This window comes from Pantoea sp. KPR_PJ, assembly GCF_041386365.1.
GTDB lineage: Bacteria > Pseudomonadota > Gammaproteobacteria > Enterobacterales > Enterobacteriaceae > Pantoea.
In genome coordinates this window covers 349,551-366,839 of the sequence record NZ_JABMIK010000002.1, presented here as the reverse complement: position 1 = coordinate 366,839, position 17,289 = coordinate 349,551, and the positions used below count along the sequence as shown (strand labels likewise).

At 59.1% G+C, this 17,289-nt stretch carries 11 protein-coding genes; 1 reads left to right on the top strand and 10 read right to left on the bottom strand.

Annotation, left to right across the window (positions count from 1 at the left end):
• Window positions 1-42: 42 nt before the first annotated feature.
• The 10 genes from HP564_RS06410 to HP564_RS06365 form a co-directional block, all read right to left on the bottom strand.
• The gene (locus HP564_RS06410) at window positions 43-1,050 is read right to left on the bottom strand and encodes a Zn-dependent oxidoreductase (RefSeq protein WP_371241297.1); all 1,008 of its coding nucleotides are present in this window, start codon (window positions 1,048-1,050) and stop codon (window positions 43-45) included.
• Window positions 1,051-1,060: 10 nt separating this feature from the next.
• Window positions 1,061-2,275, bottom strand: a complete 1,215-nt coding sequence (gene manD, locus HP564_RS06405) for a D-mannonate dehydratase ManD (RefSeq protein WP_371241295.1) — start codon at window positions 2,273-2,275, stop codon at window positions 1,061-1,063.
• Between the two features lie 220 nt (window positions 2,276-2,495).
• Window positions 2,496-3,395: a lipid kinase YegS gene (gene yegS / locus HP564_RS06400; RefSeq protein WP_371241293.1), complete on the bottom strand. Its 900-nt coding sequence runs from the start codon at window positions 3,393-3,395 to the stop codon at window positions 2,496-2,498.
• A 223-nt stretch (window positions 3,396-3,618) separates the two neighbouring features.
• Window positions 3,619-4,980 (bottom strand): tRNA 5-hydroxyuridine modification protein YegQ, encoded by a 1,362-nt coding sequence (gene yegQ, locus HP564_RS06395; RefSeq protein WP_371241291.1) that lies wholly within the window; start codon window positions 4,978-4,980, stop codon window positions 3,619-3,621.
• Between the two features lie 115 nt (window positions 4,981-5,095).
• On the bottom strand, window positions 5,096-5,812 hold the full coding sequence (gene baeR, locus HP564_RS06390; protein ID WP_371241289.1) for a two-component system response regulator BaeR: 717 nt from the start codon (window positions 5,810-5,812) through the stop codon (window positions 5,096-5,098).
• A 6-nt stretch (window positions 5,813-5,818) separates the two neighbouring features.
• A complete protein-coding gene (gene baeS / locus HP564_RS06385; RefSeq protein WP_371241287.1) occupies window positions 5,819-7,207 on the bottom strand; it encodes a two-component system sensor histidine kinase BaeS in 1,389 nt (462 codons plus the stop codon).
• Window positions 7,204-8,610: a multidrug transporter subunit MdtD gene (mdtD, locus tag HP564_RS06380; RefSeq protein WP_371241285.1), complete on the bottom strand. Its 1,407-nt coding sequence runs from the start codon at window positions 8,608-8,610 to the stop codon at window positions 7,204-7,206. Before mdtD ends, baeS begins: the two co-directional genes overlap by 4 nt.
• A gap of 13 nt (window positions 8,611-8,623) precedes the next feature.
• Entirely contained in the window at window positions 8,624-11,698 is a 3,075-nt protein-coding gene (gene mdtC / locus HP564_RS06375) for a multidrug efflux RND transporter permease subunit MdtC (protein WP_371241283.1), read from the bottom strand.
• Window positions 11,695-14,817 (bottom strand): MdtB/MuxB family multidrug efflux RND transporter permease subunit, encoded by a 3,123-nt coding sequence (locus HP564_RS06370; protein WP_371241281.1) that lies wholly within the window; start codon window positions 14,815-14,817, stop codon window positions 11,695-11,697. Before HP564_RS06370 ends, mdtC begins: the two co-directional genes overlap by 4 nt.
• On the bottom strand, window positions 14,817-16,043 hold the full coding sequence (locus tag HP564_RS06365) for an MdtA/MuxA family multidrug efflux RND transporter periplasmic adaptor subunit (RefSeq protein WP_371241279.1): 1,227 nt from the start codon (window positions 16,041-16,043) through the stop codon (window positions 14,817-14,819). The genes HP564_RS06370 and HP564_RS06365 overlap by 1 nt, the downstream gene beginning before the upstream one ends.
• Window positions 16,044-16,281: 238 nt before the next feature.
• On the opposite strand from HP564_RS06365, the gene HP564_RS06360 reads away from it, so the two are divergent.
• Window positions 16,282-17,241: an aldo/keto reductase gene (locus HP564_RS06360; protein WP_371241277.1), complete on the top strand. Its 960-nt coding sequence runs from the start codon at window positions 16,282-16,284 to the stop codon at window positions 17,239-17,241.
• Window positions 17,242-17,289: the final 48 nt, after the last annotated feature.

Genomic DNA, 17,289 nt, shown 5'->3' with positions numbered 1-17,289 from the left:
AGCGCGCTGCCGGTTGAATCCCCGGTGAGGGTAGGGCAACAGCTACATGGCCAGCACGACCTTGCAGCAGGTACGGGGGTCTTTTTCGAACAGCGTCATCGCGCGTTCGATTTCGTCGAGCGAAAAATAGTGCGTAACCAGTTTTTCCGGCTGGATCAGGCCCTGTTCCATCCATTCAATCACCTGCGGGAAGCGGTGGCTGTTAAGACGCGAGGTAAACAGCGACAGCTCTTTGCTGGTCAGGCTTTGCTGGGTGATGCTGGAGGGCTCGCCGGAGAAGCCGAGCAGACCGATACGGGCGGCGGGCGAGGCGAGCGCCGCCGCTTCTGCCAGAATAGAGGGGTGGCAGGCACCATCGATAATCAGCGTCGGCTGCACGCCTTCCAGCTGAGCTGCCAGCGGCACCTCGGCGTTGTTGAATACCCGATCTGCGCCGTTGGCTTTTGCCAGCTCAAGACGTTCCGGCAGACGATCCACCACCAGCACCTGCGCCACCTTAAATACGCCTTTCAGCACCTGAATTGCCGTCAGGCCCATCGGTCCGGCGCCATAGATCAGCGCCACATCCTGTGGCTGCGGCTTCAGGAAGGCGGTGATATTGGCTGCGATAGTGAAAGGCTCTACCATGCTGGCGAGTTTGTCCGGGATCGCCGCCGGCAGCCTGTACGCATTACCGGCCGGCGCAATCGCGAATTCGCTAAAGCCACCGTCGCGGTGCACGCCGATGACGCTCAGCGTGGTGCAGACATTAGGACGGCCCACAGAGCAGGGATAACAGCTACCGCAGCTCACCACGGGATCGACCGCTACCCGCTCGCCGATGCGGCTGGCATCGACATTGTCGCCAACCGCGTCAATCACGCCGAAAAACTCGTGGCCGATGACGCGCGGATATTTCGCAAAAGGGTTATGGCCGTGCCAGATATGCACGTCAGAGCCGCAGATGCTGGCGTATTTCACCTTAACGCGAACTTCGTCCGCTGCGGGCGTCGGCAGCGGACGCTCCGCCAGCACCAGCTCGCCGGGTTGTTCAATCACGACACTTTTCATGATGCGCTCCTTACCAGTTCCACAGCGTGCCGTCTTCCAGACGGGCTACCGGCAGATAGGCGGGCTCATAGGGATATTTCGCCGCCAGCTTCTCGTTGAACTCGATACCCAGGCCGGGCTTGTCGCCCGGGTGCATAAAGCCGTCTTCGAACGTCCAGCTGGCGTCGAACAGCTCCATCATCTGCTCGGAGAAGCCCATATATTCCTGCACGCCGAAGTTAGGCACCCACAGGTCAAAGTGCAGCGCCGCCGCCATGCAGACCGGTGAGAGATCCGACGGGCCATGCGAGCCGGTGCGGACCTGATAGAGCGAGGCGAAATCGGCAATGCGACGCATGCCGGTGATGCCACCCGCGTGGGTAATGGTGGTGCGGATATAGTCGATTAGCTGCTCTTCAATCAGCTGCTTGCAGTCCCAGATGCTGTTGAAAACTTCGCCGACCGCAACTGGCGTCACGGTATGCTGGCGGATCAGGCGGAAACACGCTTGATTTTCCGCAGGCGTCGGATCTTCCATCCAGAACAGGCGGTAATCTTCAACGCTTTTGCCAAAGCGCGCCGCTTCAATCGGCGTCAGGCGGTGGTGCATATCGTGCAGCAGATGTTCGTTGAAGCCAAACTTGTCGCGGATCGCTTCGAACAGCTTCGGCGTAAAGTCGAGATATTTTTCGGTAGACCACAGCTGCTCTTCCGGCCAGTTGCCTTTGGTTGCCGGCTCATAGGCGAGGCCTTTGCCTTTCGCCATGCCGTAAGTGGTCTTCATGCCCGGCACGCCGCACTGGGCGCGGATCGCCTTAAAGCCCATCTCTTTGTGCTTCGCGTAGTCGTCTATCACCTCGTCGATGGTATGGCCGGTGGTATGACAATAAACCATGACGCCGGTGCGCGACGCGCCGCCCAGCAGCTGGTAGAGCGGCATACTGGCGGCTTTGCCTTTGATATCCCAAAGCGCCATATCGACTGCGGAGATTGCCGACATCGTGACCGGCCCGCGGCGCCAGTACGCGCCTTTGTAGAAGTACTGCCAGATATCTTCTATCTGATGTGCGTCGCGGCCGATCAGCTGCGGGCAGATATGATCTTTTAGGTAGGAGGCCACAGGCAGTTCGCGACCGTTAAGCGTGGCGTCGCCAACTCCGGTAAGCCCTTCATCGGTGGTGATTTTCAGCGTCACGAAGTTTCTGCCTGCGCAGGTAACAAACACTTCGGCGTTAACAATTTTCATCTTTTATGCCCTTCATCAGCAGTGAATGCTGAAAAAGTACGCGCATTTATACTACCATACAAGTTCAGCCGACAGAGTTGTGAAGGTAATCACAGAGAGCATTTTGCGCCTGGTCTGTGGCGGGAAATCAATACCGATTTGCTTTTACAGGCTGCATAAAAGTTAAAACGCGGGCCATCTTGCCCGCGTAAACGCCTGTCATACAGCCTGAAGCATTACCTCAGGCCAACAACGCACACTGCGGCGGCAGTCGACAGCTCAGCGCGTCAGGCATCACCTCGATCTCAAACTCGCAGCCTGAAAGCGGCTCACCATCCAGATTGAAGGTCATTTCGTTTGGCGAAACAATGTGCAGAGACTTGAGCTTTGCGGTGACAATATTGGGGTTTTCATCGTTGCTGGTCAAAGAGTGCAGCAGCGTCGGCAAGAGTTCCTGCGCGGTGACAATGCTGAGATCCAGCAGGCCGTCGTTGATCAACGCGGCAGGACAGAGACGCTGCCCGCCGCCTGCCTGACGGCCATTGCCCACGCCAATCGCCAGCGCATCTCCCTGCCAGTGAAAATCAGGGCCGGTGATTTCGCAGCTGTCAGGTTTTAGCGTATCCATGCGCATCAGGCCGTGGATAAAATAGGAGACCCCGCCCAGTGCTGATTTCAGCTTTTCCGGCGTTTCCGTGGTGATGCGCGTGCCGAAGCCGCCGGTAGCCATATTGATGAAGTAGCGATCTTTATTAACGCGCGCCAGGTCGATGATGTGCGCCTTGCCCTGAATGGCAAGACGGAGTGCAGGCTCCATCTCGGTGGGGATGCCCACGCTGGTGGCGAAATCATTCGCGGTGCCAAGGGGAAGAATGCCCAGTATCGGCCGCTGCGCTGTTGCCACGGCGGCCAGCGCGGTCGCAATTTCGTTGATAGTGCCATCACCGCCGCCTGCCACTACTGTCTCGGCCCCCAGCTCGATCGCCTCATTAACGTAGCGTTCACCGTCACCTTTTTCCCAGGTCACGCGCACTGCAATAGCCAATCCCTCATCGCGCAGCGTCATGATTGCGGCGCGTAAATCTTCATTGCCGGCACCTTTGCCATTAAGAATTAACAGAGTAAGCGGTTGTTTTTCCATTATCCGTTCCTGGAGAAGCTACGACGATTTCTGCTTATAGCATAGTCAGCGCGGGCATTTCACGGGAGAAAAGCGCAAAAAAAGAAAACCCGCACGGGGGAGCCGGGCGGGTGAATGAGGTGGTTCCTGATACTACAGCTATTAATTTTTACTCGTTAGCAGCAGGCGCGACTATAAAGGAGCACGCAGCGGCGGTCTGTGATCCTGTTCTAACTTCCCCCGATTACTTGCAGGATGTGAGAATTTTGCTATGGGGATCGCGCGTCGTGCTGCCGTCGGTGAAGTTGCGCAGCAGCAGAGCAAAGGTCAGGACAACATCCGCAGGCACCGGCACCCAGACACGGTGGCCGTCACCCGGTGCAACCTCAATGGCCGCGCCGTGCGCATCCTGCATCGCCTCAAGCGTGCAGTTGATATTCCCTTCAGGCGTCATAATTTCTACGCTGTCGCCAGGCAAAAACTTATTTTTAACCGCGACTTCTGCCCAGTCACCGCGTCGCTCGCCGGTAAACTCGCCGACAAACTGCTGACGCTCGGAAATCGAATAGCCCTGTGCATAGTTCTGATAGCTGTCGTGTGTGTGACGGCGCAGAAAGCCCTCGGTATAGCCGCGATGTGCCAGGCCCTCCAGCGTGACCAGCAGTTCGGGATCAAAGGGCTTACCGGCAGCGGCATCATCAATCGCGCGGCGATAGACCTGCGCGGTGCGGGCGCAGTAGTAAAAAGATTTGGTGCGGCCCTCGATTTTCAGCGAATGTACGCCCATGGCGCTCAGCCGCTCTACGTGCGCCACGGCGCGCAGATCCTTTGAGTTCATAATGTAGGTGCCGTGCTCATCCTCAAAGGCGCTCATCACCTCGCCGGGCTTCATCTTCTCCTCCAGCAGAAAGACTTTGTCGGTGGGCTGGCCGTATCCCAGCGTTGGCGTCACCTGCTGCACCTCGACGATATTGCCTGCTTCATCCTGCTGGCCTTCCTCAACCTTATATTCCCAGCGGCAGGCGTTGGTGCAGGTACCCTGGTTAGGATCGCGCTTGTTCATATAGCCCGACAGCAGGCAGCGGCCTGAGTACGCCATGCAGAGCGCGCCATGCACAAAGATTTCAATCTCCATCTCCGGCACCTGCTGACGGATCTCAGCAATCTCCTCCAGCGACAGCTCACGCGACAGGATCACGCGCGTCAGCCCCATCTGCTGCCAGAATTTAACCGTTGCCCAGTTGACCGCATTGGCCTGCACGGAGAGATGAATGGGCATCTGCGGAAACGCTTCGCGCACCAGCATAATCAGGCCGGGATCGGACATAATCAGCGCATCCGGCTGCATCTCGATAACCGGGGTCAGGTCACGAATAAAGGTTTTCAGCTTGGCGTTATGCGGGGCGATATTGACCACGACATAAAACTTTTTGCCCAGCGCGTGCGCTTCGGCAATGCCTCGCGCGAGATTGTCGTGGGTAAATTCGTTATTACGCACGCGCAGGCTATAGCGGGGCTGGCCGGCATAGACCGCGTCCGCGCCGTAGGCGAAGGCGTAGCGCATATTCTTCAGCGTTCCCGCTGGAGAAAGCAGTTCTGGTTTCATGGTGTTCTCACTGATGTCAGGTCAGCATGTCGCAGGGTGCGGCACGTGCCGGAGCTATGGCGGAAGCCACGGCTCCGGCAAAAGGTGCGGAATTGTAGGCAGCGAACGCGCTAAATCAGTTGATCTGGATCAACTGACACAGATCCGCCTCCCAGCGATAGCCCATGCCATAGACGGCGCGGATAAAGGGTTGCTCGGCATCCAGGCTTTCCAGCTTGCGCCGCAAATTCTTGATGTGGCTGTCAATGGTGCGGTCGGTGACGACACGATAGTCATCGTAAAGATGGTTCAGCAGCTGCTCACGTGAGAAGACCTTTCCCGGCTCCAGCGCCAGGGTTTTTAGCAGCCGAAATTCTGCCGGCGTCAGCTCCAGCGGCTGGTCGCGCCAGCTCGCCTGGAAACGCGCTTCGTCAATTTTCAGCAGCGAAACGTTCTCGGTCTCTTCGGGTGCCCGCCTGACGCGGCGCAGAATGGTTTTTACGCGCGCCACCACTTCACGCGGGCTGAACGGCTTGCAGATATAGTCGTCTGCGCCAATTTCCAGGCCCAGCAGCCGATCAATCTCTTCGGTACGGGCCGTCACCATGATGATCGGCAGCTCGGAAAAGCGACGTATCTCGCGGCACAGCGTCAGCCCATCACGGCCGGGCAGCATCAGATCCAGCAACATCAGGTCGGGCGGCGTCTGCTGAACAAAGGTAAGCACCTCGCTGCCGTGAGCAATGTGGTGCGTACGGTAGTTAGAAGCCTGAAGATAGTCGATCATCAGCTGGGCCAGCTTCGGCTCATCTTCCACTACCAGAATAAGCGGGGCGTTTTTTTCCGGGGTCATTGTCTGTTACGGCTGGGGAACATAGCGCAATTGTAGCGTGATTTTCAGTCCACCTAAATCAGAGTGCGCCGCAGCGATGTGACCGCCGTGGGCGTCGACAATATTTTTGCAGATCGCCAGCCCTAAACCTGAGCCGCCACTGGCGCGGTTGCGCGAGCCTTCGGTGCGAAAAAAACGCTCAAAGATCTGCGCCTGCAGACCGGCGTCTACGCCTGGCGCACTGTCGGCAAAATGCATCTGCCAGTAGGGGGCTTCATACCATAGCCGTATCTCAACCTGGCCTGGCGCATCGGTATAGCGCAGGCTGTTCTCCAGCAGGTTGGTGAACAGCTGCATCAGACGGTCGGGATCGCCAAAAAAGGGCGCTTCATCCGGCATCTGCAGGGCGATCGTCAGGCCGTGGCTGCGGTAGCGTTCGTTAAAGCTGCCCGCCGTCACCTCCAGTAGCTGCACCAGGTCGGTCGCCTGTTTGCGATAGGCGAGAGCGCCTTCATCGGAGAGCGACAGCTGGTGCAGATCATCCACCAGCTTGCTGAGCACGCCGACTTCGCTCTGCAATGAGCCAATCGCCTCAGGCGTCAGCTTGCGCACGCCATCCTGCATCGCCTCCAGCTCGCCGCGCAGGATCGCCAGCGGCGTGCGCAGCTCGTGGGAGATATCAGCCATAAAGGCGCGGCGCATACTTTCGTTCTTCTCAAGGGAGCTGGCGAGGCGGTTGAAGTCATGCGCCAGCTGGCCCAGTTCATCATGGCTGCCCACCTCGACACGCGTAGCGAAATTACCCGCCGCCAAATGATGTGTTCCCGCCACCAGCCGTTTCACCGGTGCCAGCAAACCGCGCGACGTCAGCCAGGTGACCAGCGCCGCCAGCAGCGTGGACAGGCCGACAATCAGCCAGCTGGTGCGTTTTTGCTGATGATCGAAATTAATATCGGTGCTGCGCGTCAGGCGCTCCGGCGGTGAACCTACCACCCAGCCAACAATTTTGCCGTTGCTGGTGGTGATGTTGCGTCGTGAGCCCTCCTGCGGTACGGGCGCCCGCGGACCCACCAGCACCTTGTACTGCTGGTCGATTACCCAGAACTGCGTGCGCCAGCCGTGCGGCGGCAGCTGGTTACTGCTGTCGGGATTCTGCTCCAGCGAGCGCAACATAGTGAAGATCAGTCGATCGTTGTGACGCAGGAAATCCCAGTTGCCGTGCTGCTCATACTGGTCGGCCAGCGCGTCACCCAGCATAGCGAGCCGCTGTTCGTTGCCGCGCTTGATATAGTCTACAAAACCGTGTTCAAAGCTGAGACGCACCCCCCAGTGCATGGTGATCAGCACCAGCATGCAGGTAGAAAAAATGGCTAAAAAAAGTTTGGCGCTGATACCCAGGCGCAAAGGGGAGTTCATGGTTTTCTCCGGCGTCGCAGATCGACGTTTTGACTGGTCTCTTTGGGAACGCGCCAGAATACCAGCGCGGGCAGGGCAATGATCAACGCCATGCAGGCGTAAGCGGTAAGAAACAGGCGGTGGGTATGCTCACTGTTTCCCAGCGCATCCTGGCCAAACGCACCCAGCAGCAGCCCGGCTATTGTGACGCCAATACTCATCGACAGCTGCATAATCATCGACAGCAGGCTGTTGCCGCTGGAGGCGAGATCGTCCGGCAAATCCTTCAGCGTCAGGGTATTCATGGAGGAGAAGCGCAGGGCGTTGATCATGCCCTGCATCAACAGCACCAGCGGCAGCAGCCAGACCCAGCCCAGCAGTGCGACCAGCGGGAAGAGCAGGACCACGGCGGCGAGCCCCAGCGTCGTGCCGACCAGCGCATTGCGGTAGCCAAACAGGTTAACGATGCGCACCACCACGCGCTTGATGCCCATATTCCCCAGCACCATCGGGATCATCATCAGCCCGGCGTGAAAAGGGGTAAAGCCCATGCCGACCTGTAAAAAAATCGGCGTCATAAAGGGCAGCATACCGCTGCCGATACGGCCTAAAAAGCTGCCCAGCAGGCCAATAGCGTAGATGCGGCTGTCAAACAACGTCAGGCTGAACAGCGCATTATTGTTATGGCGGGCATGCATCAGGTAGAAGAGCAGTGAAAAGACACCGATCAAAATCATTGCGCCGGGCAGCAGCGGAGAGCCGCCACTGCTGCGCTGGCCGTCGAGCGCCAGGGTCAGCGTCGCCATTCCCGCCGCCAGCAGTAGAAAACCGAGAAAATCGAAGCGGCGCGTCTGCATTGAGTAGTTCGGCATCAGCATCACCGTGGCGACAGCGCCGACGATTCCAACGGGAATATTAATCAGAAAGATCCAGTGCCAGCTGGCGTACTCCACCAGCACGCCGCCGAGCGCCGGGCCGACCAGCGGGCCGATCTGTCCCGGCAGCGTGACAAAGGTCATCGCCGACATATACTGCTCGCGCGGCACAATCTTCATGACGGTCAGACGGCCAACCGGCACCATCATTGCGCCGCCGATGCCCTGCACCACGCGCGCCATTACCAGCTGATCGAGCGTTGAGGAGAGTGCACACAGCAGCGAACCAACGCTGAACAAAACAATGGCGCTGAAGAAGATATTGCGCACGCCAAAGCGGTCCGCCAGCCAGCCGCTGAGAGGCAGGGTGACCGCCACCGTCAGCACGTAGGAGACAATCACCGCGTGCATATGCAGCGGGCTGACGCCCAGGTCGTGCGCCATTGAGGGCAGTGCGGTGTTAACGATGGTGGTGTCCAGCGTCTGCATAAAGAAGCCGAAAGCAACAATCCAGAGCTGCCAGCGAACCGTGGCGTTTTGGGCGTTCATCTGTCCTCTCTCCTTAGCTCTCCACGGAATGGACGGCAGGGCGGCGTTTGCGCCGTAGCTTATCCATATATAGATAGACCACCGGCGTGGTATAGAGCGTCAGCAGCTGGCTCATAATCAGCCCACCCGCAATAGTGATGCCGAGCGGCTGGCGCAGTTCTGCACCGTCACCGCTGGTGATCACCAGCGGCAGCGCGCCAAACAAAGCGGCCAGCGTGGTCATCAGGATGGGGCGAAAACGCAGCAGACAGGCCTGGAAAATGGCATCGCGCGCGCTCAGGTTGCCGCTGCGCTGCGCATCGAGCGCAAAGTCCACCATCATAATGGCGTTCTTTTTCACGATGCCAATCAGCAGCAAAATACCGATCAGCGCGATCAGGCTAAAAGGGGTATTAAACAGCGACAGCGCCAGCAGTGCACCAACGCCTGCCGAGGGCAGCGTTGAGAGGATGGTCAGCGGATGGACATAGCTCTCATAGAGGATGCCCAGCACGATATAGACGGCGGCGATGGCGGCCAGCATCAGCCAGAGCTGGCTGCTCTGCGACTGCTCAAAGACCTGCGCCGTACCCGCGAAGCTGCCGCGTACGCTGGAGGGTACGCCAATCGCGGTCATGGTGCGGTCGATCGCCGCCGAAGCTTGTGACAGCGAAACCCCCTGCGGCAGGTTAAACGAGATGGTCGACGCGGCAGAGAGTCCCTCATGGTTAACCGACAGCGGTGCGTTAGCGGGCTGCCAGCGGGCAAACCAGGAGAGGGGGATCGCCTTGCCGTCGCCGTTAATCACAAACATCTGGTCCAGTGCGCTGATGTCCTGGGTATAGCGCGGATCGACCTCCATCACCACTTTGTACTGATTAAGCGGCTGATAGATAGTGGAGATTTGCCGCTGGCCAAAGGCATTATTCAGCAGCGCGTTGGCCTGCGAAACGTCGATACCGAGGCGCGCCATGCTTTCACGATCGTAAATCAGCGCCATCTCGCTGCCCTTATCCTGCTGATCGGAGTTGACGTCAGCCAGCTGCGGCAGGGCGGAAAAGGCCTGGCGGATTTTGGGCTCCCATTCACGCAGCGCGGCGAGATCGTCGGAAAGCAGGGAGTACTGGTAGCTGGCGTTAGATTCACGGCCACCCGCGCGCAGATCCTGCACAGCGTTCAGATAGAGGTTCGCGCCAGGCTCTTTCGCCAGTTTGGTGCGCAGCCGGGCAATCACCGCCTGGGCACTCTCGCTGCGCTCGGAGAGCGGCTTCAGCGAGATAAACATGGACCCGCTGTTGGTGCGCATGCCGCCGGTAAAGCCCACCACGCTCTCAACCGCCGGATCGGCTTTGACAATCAGCATAAAATCCTGAAGCTTCTGGCGTATTGCCTGAAACGAGATGCTCTGGTCGGCAGAGATAAAGCCGGAGAGACGGCCCGTATCCTGCTCGGGCATAAAAGTTTTCGGCACCTGAATAAACAGCCAGACCGTCAGGGCAACCGTGCCAAACAGCAGCAGCAGTACCCAGCGGGCGTGGTTGAGTACCCAGCCCAGCGAGCGGCCGTAACCCTGCTGGATAGCCAGTAGCAGACGGCCAGCGCCGCGAGTGCGTGGCTGGCTGCGCGCCCGGTGCGGCTTCAGCAGTCTGGCGCACATCATGGGCGTCAGCGTGAGCGACACCACCATCGAGATAGCGATCGCCACGGAGAGAGTGATAGCAAACTCAGAGAAGAAGCGACCGATTAACCCGCCGATCATCAGCAGCGGCAAAAAAACGGCAATCAGCGACAGGCTCATCGACAATACGGTAAAGCCAACTTCGCGCACGCCGGTCAGCGCAGCCTGCAACGGCTTCATGCCCGCCTCCACGTGGCGGGCGATATTCTCCAGCACCACGATGGCGTCATCGACGACGAAACCGGTGGCGATAGTCAGCGCCATTAGCGACAGGTTATTCAGACTGAAGCCGCAGAGGTACATCACGGCGAACGTGCCGATCAGCGAGACCGGCACGGCCGCCGCCGGGATCAGCGTGGCGCGGCCGGAGCGCAGGAAGACAAATACCACCATGATCACCAGGACCACGGCGATGGTCAGCGACTGCTCAACCTCGTGCAGCGAGGCGCGAATTGTTGGAGAGCGGTCCTGGGTGATCTGCAGATCGATAGCGGCGGGAATGGTCTGGTGCAGCTCGGGCATTTCAGCACGAATGCGATCCACGGTGTCGATAACGTTGGCTTCCGGTGTCTTACGTACCAGTAACAGCACGGCGGGCTTGCCGTCCGCCATCCCGGCATTGCGCACGTCCTCAACCGAATCCTGCACGCTGGCGACATCGCCAAGCCTGACCGCCGCACCGTTGCTGTAATGCACCACCAGCGGGGCATATTCGCTGGCGGTTTTCAGCTCGTCATTGGTACGCAGCTGCCAGCGCTGCTGGCGATCCTCTAGCGCGCCCTGAGGACGACGCTGGTTGGCATTGGCGATGGCTTCGCGCACGGCGTCCAGCGACACGCCCTGATTAAACAGCGCCTGAGGATTGAGCGCGACCCGTACCGCTGGCAGCGAACTGCCACCAACCGTGACATCGCCCACCCCTTCGATTTGCGACAGCTTCTGCGCCAGCTGAGTTGAGGCATAGTCGTAGAGCTGACCGGGATTATAGATATCTGAGGTCAGCGTCAGGATCATAATCGGCGCGTCTGAGGGGTTGACCTTGCGGTAGGTCGGACGGGCTGGCATCCCGGTCGGCAGCAGGCTCTGCGCGGCATTGATCGCCGCCTGCACGTCGCGCGCCGCGCCGTTAATGTCACGGTCAAAATCGAACACCAGAATAATGCGCGTGCTGCCAAGGGAACTGGTGGAGGTCATCTCGCTGACGCCCGCAATGCGGCCCAGCGAGCGTTCCAGCGGCGTCGCAACCGACGACGCCATGGTTTCCGGCGACGCGCCCGGCAGCGAGGCCGAAATAACGATAACCGGGAAATCGACCTGCGGCAGCGGAGCGACCGGCAGCAGGCGAAAGCCCAGCACACCTGCCAGCGCGATGGCAATAGTCAGCAGCGTGGTGGCAACCGGGCGGTGAATAAACAGCGCAAAGAACCTCACTGCTGCGCCTCCCGACCGCTAAAGCGGCGGCGCGCCGCGCGGCCGAGGCGATCGAACAGCAGGTAGATCACAGGCGTGGTGAACAGCGTCAGTACCTGGCTGAGGATAAGCCCACCCACCATGGCGATGCCAAGCGGGTGGCGCAGCTCGGCGCCAACGCCGGTGCTGAGCATCAGCGGCAGCGCGCCGAGCAGTGCCGCCAGCGTGGTCATCAGGATAGGACGGAAACGCAGCAGGCACGCCTGATAGATGGCGTCGTAGGGTGCCATACCCTGTTCGCGCTCAGCCGCCAGCGCAAAATCGATCATCATGATGGCGTTCTTTTTCACGATACCAATCAGCAGAATAATGCCGATGATGGCCACAATATCCAGCTCGCCGCCGCTGAGCATCAGCGCCAGTAGCGCGCCCACGCCTGCGGTCGGCAGCGTCGACAGAATGGTGATCGGGTGAATAAAGCTTTCATACAGCACGCCGAGCACAATATACATGGCGACAATGGCCGCTACGATCAGCCAGACCGTGCTGGTCAGCGCCGCCTCAAACGCCAGCGTGCTTCCCTGGAACCGGGTCATCATTTCGGATGGCATACCCAGCTGCGCTTCCGCTGCGCTGACGGCCTTGACCGCATCCTCCAGCGAATAGCCGTCGTTAACGTTAAAGGAGAAGGTTGCCGAGGGGAACTGATCGAGATGGTTCACGCTTAACGCACTGTAACGCTGCTCGATTTTCGCTATCGCGCTCAGCGGTACGATGCCGCCGTCGGTGCTGGTCAGGCGAATGCCCTCCAGACCGGCAAGACCTGGCGTGGCACGGTTATCCTGCTCCAGCACCACGCGGTACTGGTTCGCCTGCGTATAGATAGTGGAAATCAGACGTTGGCCGAAGGCGTTATAGAGTGCGTTATCGACGTCGGCCATGCTGATGCCGAGACGGCTGGCGCTGTCGCGGTCAACATTCACATAGGCCTCTAGCCCCTGATCCTGCCAGTCGCTGCTGATGTCGCGCAGCGCTGGCGACTGGCGCAGCGCCGCCAGCAATTTGGGTACCCAGTTGGTGAGTGCGCCCAGCGAGCCAGACTGGAGCGTGAACTGATAGGGCGTGCGGGCCGCCTGAGTATCAATCGTAAGATCCTGCACTGGCTGTAGCCACAGCGTTACGCCGGGGATCTGGCTTACCTTCTGCTGCAGTCGCTGCTCTATTTGTGGAATGCGATCTTCACGTTCATCCAGCGGTTTGAGATTGATTTGCAGCCGCGCGCTGTTCAGCGCGGCATTGGTGCCGTCGACGCCCACAAAGGAGGTCATGCTTTGCACCGCCGGGTCTTGCATAATCAGCGAGGCAACGTCGCGCGTGCGGTCCGCCATACTGGCATAGGAGGCGCTCTGTGGCGCCTGAAGTGTGCCCTGAATAATGGAATTGTCCTGCTGTGGAAAAAAGCCTTTAGGGATCAGGATCCACAGCAGCACCGTGAGCACCAGCGTGCCACATGCCACTGACAGCGTCAGCCAGGGATGTGCCAGAACCTGCCTGAGCCAGCGGCCATAGCCCGCAATAATCCGGTCAAAAAACGCCTCGCTGGCGCGGGAAAAGCGGTTCTGCTTGCGCAGCGATTCGACGCTCAGCATGCGCGCGCACATCATCGGCGTCAGCGTCAGCGAGACCACGGCAGAGATCAATATCGCGACTGCCAGCGTCACGGCGAACTCTCGAAACAGGCGGCCAATCACGTCGCCCATAAACAGCAGCGGGATCAGTACGGCAATCAGCGAGAAGGTGAGGGAGATAATGGTGAAGCCAATTTCTCCGGCACCCTTGAGCGCGGCAGTGAGTGGCTTTTCCCCTTTCTCCAGATAGCGCGTGATGTTCTCGATCACGACAATCGCATCATCCACCACAAAGCCGGTGGCGATAGTCAGCGCCATCAGTGTCAGGTTGTTGATAGAGAAACCGAGAAAGTACATCACGGCAAAGGTGCCGATCAGCGATAGCGGCACGGCGACGGCCGGAATAATCGTTGCCGGCACGTTGCGCAGAAACAGATAAATAATCATTACTACCAGGCCGATCGCCAGCATCAGCTCGTGCCGGGTATCGGTGACCGATGCGCGGATATTGGTGGTGCGGTCGGTGAGAAGCTGAACGTTAACCGATTTTGGCAGCGTGGCGGTAAGAGAGGGCAGCATGGCGCGGATATTGTCAGCGGTCGCAATAATATTTGCGCCGGGCTGGCGCTGCACATTGAGCACAATCGCGGCCTGGCGATTGGCCCAGGCACCCAGCCAGCGGTTTTCTGCACCCTGTTCAATCGTGGCGACATCGCCCAGTCTCACCGGTGCGCCGTTGTTATAGCTGACAATCAGCTGGCGATAATCCTCGGCCGATTTCATCTGGTCATTGGCGGAGAGGGTAATCGCACGCTCTGGCCCGTCCAGGCTCCCTTTTGCCGAGTTGACGTTAGCGTCGCTGATGGCGGTGCGTACCTGCTCGCTGGTCAGGCCCAACGACGCCAGCGCCTGCGCATTCATCTTGACGCGCACCGCCGGACGCTGACCGCCCGAGAGGGTGACCAGGCCCACGCCGGAAACCTGGGAGATCTTCTGCGCGATGCGCGTCTCCACCATATCCTGCACCTGCGTCAGCGGCATGCTGTTAGTGGTGACCGCCAGCGTCATAATCGGCGGATCGGCCGGGTTAACTTTGTTATAAACCGGCGGATTGGGCAGATCGTTCGGCAGCAGGTTAGTGGCCGAGTTGATGGCGGCCTGCACTTCCTGCTCGGCAACGTCGAGCGGCAGCGTTAGCTGAAACTGCAGGGTGATCACCGATGCCCCGCCCGCGCTCTGTGACGCCATCTGCTTCAGGCCAGACATCTGTCCGAACTGACGCTCCAGCGGTGCGGTAATGGAGGAGGTAGTAACATCCGGGCTGGCACCGGGATAGAGGGTAACGACCTGAATGGTGGGGTAGTCCACCTCCGGCAGCGCGGAAACCGGCAAAAAGCGGTAGCCGAGAATACCCGCCAGCAAAATAGCAATCATTAACAGCGTGGTGGCGACCGGACGCAGAATAAACTGACGTGACGGTCCACCGCTGGCGTCGGGAGGCATCACCTGCATTACTCGCGTGCTCCTTTCGCTGGCTGCGCGTCAGCGCCGCTTTTCAGTTCGGTGCTCTGCGCTGCTACGACCTCAACCTGGGCGCCTTCGGTCAGGCGATCCAGACCATCGGTCACTACGCGTTCGCCTGCACTCAGTCCTGCGGTAATGACCACCTGATGGCTGTCCTGCAGACCTGCGGTAACGCTTTTTTTGCTGACTTTGTTATCGCTGTTTACTACCCAGACGAAGTGCCCCTCATTGCCCATCTGCAAGGCGGCGACAGGAATAACAATCGCATCCTGCAGGGTATTGACCTTCAGTCGCGCATTCACAAACTGATTGGGGAAAAGTTTGTCATCCTGGTTATCAAAGCGCGCTTTCATTTTGATGGTGCCGGTGGTGGCGTCGATTTGGTTATCAATGCTGAGCAGCGTGCCCTGCGTCAGCAGCGTCTGGTTACTGCGATCCCAGGCTTCGACCAACAGCGGCTGGCCACTTTTTTGCGCCTGCATGATTTCTGGCAGGTTGTTTTCCGCCAGGCTAAACAGCACGTCGACAGGATGCGTCTGGGTGATAACCACCAGTCCATTGGTGTCACCGCTGGTAATATAGTTGCCTTTATCCACCTGTTTCAGGCCCACGCGTCCGTCAATCGGCGAGGTGATGCGGCTGTAGGTGAGATTGAGCTGGGCGCTGGCCACGCTGCCTTCGTCCGCCTTAATGGTGCCCTGGGTTTCGCTGACCAGCGAACGCTGGGTATCGAGCTCCTGCTGCGACACCAGCGAGGTTTTTGCCAGCTTCTCATAGCGTGCCAGGTCGCGGCGCGCATTAGCCAGCGTGGCCTGATCTTTTGCCAGCTGTCCCTGTGCCTGGGTTAACGCTACTTGGTAAGGACGCGCATCAATTTCCGCCAGCAGCTGCCCAGCCTTGACCTGCTGGCCTTCCTGAAAGTGAATCGCCATCAGCTCGCCATCGACGCGGCTGCGTACCGTGACGGTGTTGGCGGCCGTCACGGTACCGAGCCCACTCAGAAAATGGGGCACGCTCTGGCTGACGGCCGTTGCCGCCTGGACCGGGGCCAGCGTGTGGCCTTCACCTGCGCCTTTACCGGGATGCTGCCGGGCGCTGGCCTGAGGAGGAGTGTCAGGCTGGGCCTTATGCTGCCACCAGAAGTAAGCGCCTGCGGCGGCAGCCACCACCACCAGCGCAGTCAGGCTTTTTTTCAGTAAGGAAAGTTGGTTCATGTTATCGGTTGCTCTCCAGCAGTAGCGAAATCCCCAAAAGGCAGGCTGAAACGCGTTAGCCTGCAAACAGCAGAGTGTAGACCCGCAATGCGGGTAAAAGTTGAAGGAATTAAGGATAACTGTCAGCGCCAGGTAAGTATCCCTTTCAGAGCAAACTTATCGCAGAATGCCGCATAAAGGGGGCGCCTGGCGTTTGCTATGCTGTTTGACAGGTCTTTAGCGATTAAAGGAGATAATGATGAGTCAGGTTGAAACCCGTCAGCTCGGCGATACGGGAATGCAGGTGCCGTTGCTGACGTTTGGCGGCAACGTATTTGGCTGGACGCTGGATCAGGAGCAGTCGTTTTCCTTGCTGGATGCGCTGGTCGAGAAAGGATTATGGTTTATTGACACCGCCGATGTTTACTCGCGCTGGGCACCGGGCAATAAAGGCGGCGAGTCGGAGACCATTATCGGCAACTGGCTGAAGAAGAGCGGCAAGCGCGATCGCATTGTGCTGGCCACTAAGGTGGGCATGGAGCTGTCGCCGGAAAAAACCGGCCTGAAACCACAGTATATCCGTCAGGCGGTCGAGGATTCGCTGCGCCGACTGCAAACCGACTATATCGATCTCTATCAGGCGCATCGCGATGATGAAGAGACACCGCTGGCGGAGACCCTTGCCGCGTTTGATTCCCTGATCAGAGAAGGCAAGGTGCGCGCCATTGGCGCATCAAACTACAGCGCACCGCGCCTGCAGGAGGCACTGGCGGTTAGCGCGGAGAACGGGCTGGCGCGCTACGCCACCCTGCAACCTGAGTACAATCTCTACGATCGCGAGGGGTATGAATCAGCACTGGAGGCGGTGGCAACAGCGCATGGGCTGGGCGTCATCAACTACTACTCGCTGGCGAGCGGCTTTTTAAGCGGCAAATACCGCAGCGCGGCCGATGCGAATAAAAGTGCGCGCGGGCAAGGTGTGGTGGAGAAATATCTCAACCCACGTGGGCTGAACATCCTTGCCGCGCTGGACGAGATCAGCCACGCCCATAGCGTGACGCCGACCCAGGTTGCGCTGGCGTGGCAGATCGCACGGCCGAGTATCACGGCTCCGATAGTCAGCGCCACGTCGCTGGCGCAGCTGGACGATCTGACAGGTGCAATGCGATTGCGGTTGACGTCGCAGGAGATTGAAACCCTGGCACAGGCCAGCCAGTAACATTAAAACGAGGCGCGTAGACGTCTCGTTAATATTTTGCATGCCAGA